Genomic DNA, 3,103 nt, shown 5'->3' with positions numbered 1-3,103 from the left:
TTGACGTTGAGGAGATCGTCGGGCGTCATGTGGATGTGGCTACGCCGCGTGGGCTGAAGGCGCGCATCCGGGACCGGGTCCTGGCCGAGGCCGTCGCCTTGTGAGAGACGACCGTGAACGTCTGGCGGACGTCTTGGCCGCGATCGATAGGATCAGGCGCTACGTCCAGGACGACCGGACGCGCTTCGACACCGACGAACTGCTGCAGAGCGCGGTGCTTCACTGGATAGAGATCATCGCGAAGCGGCACGAGGCGTAGGCGATAAGGTTCGGACCGCGCATCCTGAAGTGCCCTGGCGCGTGATCACCGACATGCGCAATCGGGTGAGCCACGGCTACTTCGATATCGATCTCGACGTCGTGTGGAACACAGTGACGCGCGATCTACCGAAACTCCAGGAATCTGTCACCAGGATCCTTGCCGAGCTTGACTCGGAAGCAGAAGACTCGCGGTGAGCAGCCTTCCGGCTCGGCGTTGGCCGATGGGGACATTGCGCCCGTCGACTTGACGAGCACCGACTATACACGGATGGCCGACCTGGTGAATTTGTATAAGAGCCTCCGCTGGGAACCACTGATGCCTCGGATTTCGCTATCGCCAACCGCTCGGGGCTAACCGACGTGGCGGCGTTGGGTCGCCGTCACCCCACGGTGGTCCGGCCGGGGCACGCGGATGCGCTGAGCCTTCCGCCCTGAAGTCGGTAAACGACAGCGCTCTTCGCAGTTCCGTAGCGCGACAAACGGAGCATTGTTATTGGTTCGAACAATTTCAGATCGCCGAATACGGACGGTTCCGCGAAGATCCGATCGCGGGGGTTTGGGTCGTGAAGCCTCTTGCTCGAAGGTGCCGTCGCGCGGGTTGCTGCGGGCGGTCAGATGACACTGGGGTCCACTGAGTAAAGTCGCCATTCGCCGGGCAGTCCCTTGAGCTGGGCGTAACCGCGATCATGAAACTTTAGCCCTGAACCGGCGACGAGGTCCCGCACGGTGCTGGACACCACGACCTCGTCTGGCTGAGCTTCGGCTGCGACGCGCGCGCCGATGTGCACGGCGATGCCCGTCATGTTGCCATCGGTTATCTCGCACTCACCGGTGTGCAGCCCCGCGCGTATGTGCAGCCCTAGCTCGCGGACGCCGTCGCTGATCGCCCGCGCGCACCGGATCGCCCGCGCGGGGCCGTCGAAACTGGCGAAGAAGCCGTCCCCAGCAGTATCGATCTCGCGTCCGGAATAGCGCACGAGCTGCCGGCGTACCAGGGCGTGATGTTGCTCAAGGAGGTCGCGCCACTTCCGGTCACCGACCTCGGCGAGCATTGCGGTGGAGTTCACGATGTCGGTGAACAGCACGGTTGCGAGCACACGGTTGGTCTCGACCATGTCCCACTCACCGCGCTTCCACAGCCCGAGCAGGAAAGGCTTGAGCTCGTCGATGATCTGCCCGGAATCGACCCACCATCCGTGGTCAACGCCGGCCAGCTCGGCGAACCTAGCACCTGGCACACGATCGGCAAGGTAACGCATCGAATCGATGGGCACGTCTTGGTCATCAGTGCGATTGAGAGCAAGCGCCGGGACCCGAATGGACGACAGCGTGCCAGACACATCGATCTCGCTGTTCATCAGCGACATCGCCTTGATCGCACCGGGGCTGGCGCTGCTTTGCACCCACCGGCGCCACCACCGCCTGGTGGCCGGGTCGCCGGCGGTCGTCGGAGCCAATCCGCGAAGCCTGCTGTCGCACCACTCATCGGTGCCGCGGACACCCTCCTCGTCGGCGAGGAAAGCGCGCCATTCCTCACGGGTCAGCGCCCACGGGTAGTCTTCGGTCCGGGACCACGACACCGGCGTACTGTACAGCACCAGAGCAGCGGTCCGCTCTGGATAGGTCGCTGCGAACAGCATCGACATGGGCCCGCCCTCGGAAAAACCCATGATCGCGGCGCGCCTGGAGCCAATGGCATCCATCACGGCGCGGATATCGTCCATCCGTGCCTCGAGATCCGGGATCCCGTGCGTGCGGTCCGACATTCCGATGCCGCGCTTGTCGAACAAGACCAGGCGAGCGAACGACGACATACCGCGATAGAAATCAACGGCAGTGCCCTGCCATGGAGTACCGAAGTTCGACAGGACCCAGCCGCTGACGAAAACAACATCTATCGGACCGTCGCCGACGACGCTGTAAGCAATGTGCACGTCACCGCTGCGGGCGTACCGGATCTCCGGGGACTCCACACGCGTAGTCTGCTCCACCGCCAACCACGGGACAAGACCACGGCGCGGCCAAGCTAGACCGCCTGGGGTCCATGACGCGGACAGCCGGGTCCGCCCTGTCCCGCTGGGATCGCGGCTGGCGCGAAGAACCACCACCCAGGACTCGTCCTGCGAAACTAGGGGCACCCACCAGCATGCCGCGCGGTGACCGCTGGTCGTGCCCTACCGTCGTGATATGCCTGCCAGGAAAAGGCCCATCCCCCATGACAGCGTGACCGCCCGCCGAGTCTTGCTGGACGGGCTCGCCCGCGGCGCTGACATCGTCGAGCTGATGAGCGAGCTTGCGCCGTTGCACCCGCGGGATAACACCTTCCCCGGCGAGGTGCTCCTCCACCTCGCCACAGACACGCCGGACTGATGCCAGGCCAGCCGGGCCGGTCCGCTGCCCTGCAGGGACTGTCCGGGCGGTTCTTATCCGAGCCCGCCTTCCGCAGCCGGCAAACCACAAGCTCCAGTACGCGGAGCTGGCCGCGGCAACCCCTGCAGGGCAGGACCGAAGCGGCTTGCTGAATGAGGTCGCCTTGGTCGCAGACCGATGGCTTCTGGCAGTACGCCGTGTTCGCGGCGGTCTCCTACCTCCGTGCCGCCGCCAGCCGGGCGGACGCGCCTGTGCGCCGGGCATGTCAGAATGTGGCCCGGTGCCCTGGCCACCCGGCGCCATAATGACCAGTTCGGGACGCAGTGGAAGCGGTCATCTGACGGTGAAGCAGCCAATCAGGCGGATCTCGCGCGGTGTGTGGTGACGCTCCGTAGTTGACGTCAGGCGCTCGCTGTGGTGGTCGTGGACCGGTTCGTGGACCGAGCCATCCGTGCATACAGTGCAATGAGGG

The 3,103-nt window shown here is 64.9% G+C and carries 4 protein-coding genes; 3 read left to right on the top strand and 1 reads right to left on the bottom strand.

Features of this window, described 5'->3' with window-relative positions:
* Positions 1-100 precede the first annotated feature (100 nt).
* Together VNW74_RS28685 and VNW74_RS28680 are read left to right on the top strand one after the other, a co-directional pair.
* A complete protein-coding gene (locus VNW74_RS28685) occupies positions 101-259 on the top strand; it encodes a hypothetical protein (protein ID WP_325683204.1) in 159 nt (52 codons plus the stop codon).
* Entirely contained in the window at positions 223-456 is a 234-nt protein-coding gene (locus VNW74_RS28680; protein ID WP_325683206.1) for a DUF86 domain-containing protein, read from the top strand. Before VNW74_RS28685 ends, VNW74_RS28680 begins: the two co-directional genes overlap by 37 nt.
* A 416-nt stretch (positions 457-872) precedes the next feature.
* Here VNW74_RS28680 and VNW74_RS28675 read toward each other — a convergent pair whose 3' ends face one another.
* Positions 873-2,234: an adenylate/guanylate cyclase domain-containing protein gene (locus tag VNW74_RS28675; RefSeq protein WP_325683202.1), complete on the bottom strand. Its 1,362-nt coding sequence runs from the start codon at positions 2,232-2,234 to the stop codon at positions 873-875.
* A 214-nt stretch (positions 2,235-2,448) separates the two neighbouring features.
* On the opposite strand from VNW74_RS28675, the gene VNW74_RS28670 reads away from it, so the two are divergent.
* Positions 2,449-2,631, top strand: coding sequence for a hypothetical protein (locus VNW74_RS28670; RefSeq protein ID WP_325683200.1), 183 nt, complete (start codon positions 2,449-2,451; stop codon positions 2,629-2,631).
* Positions 2,632-3,103 lie beyond the last annotated feature (472 nt).

The organism is Mycobacterium sp. (genome assembly GCF_035570115.1).
In the GTDB taxonomy this organism is placed as follows: Bacteria; Actinomycetota; Actinomycetes; order Mycobacteriales; family Mycobacteriaceae; genus Mycobacterium.
The sequence above is the reverse complement of the archived record's forward strand: the minus strand, read 5'-3'. Positions and strand labels throughout refer to the sequence as shown.

Excerpts from the sequence above, each read along its gene's own strand:
- VNW74_RS28670 (WP_325683200.1), top strand. The coding sequence starts at position 2,449 with ATGCCTGCCAGGAAAAGGCCCATCCCCCATGACAGCGTGACCGCCCGC.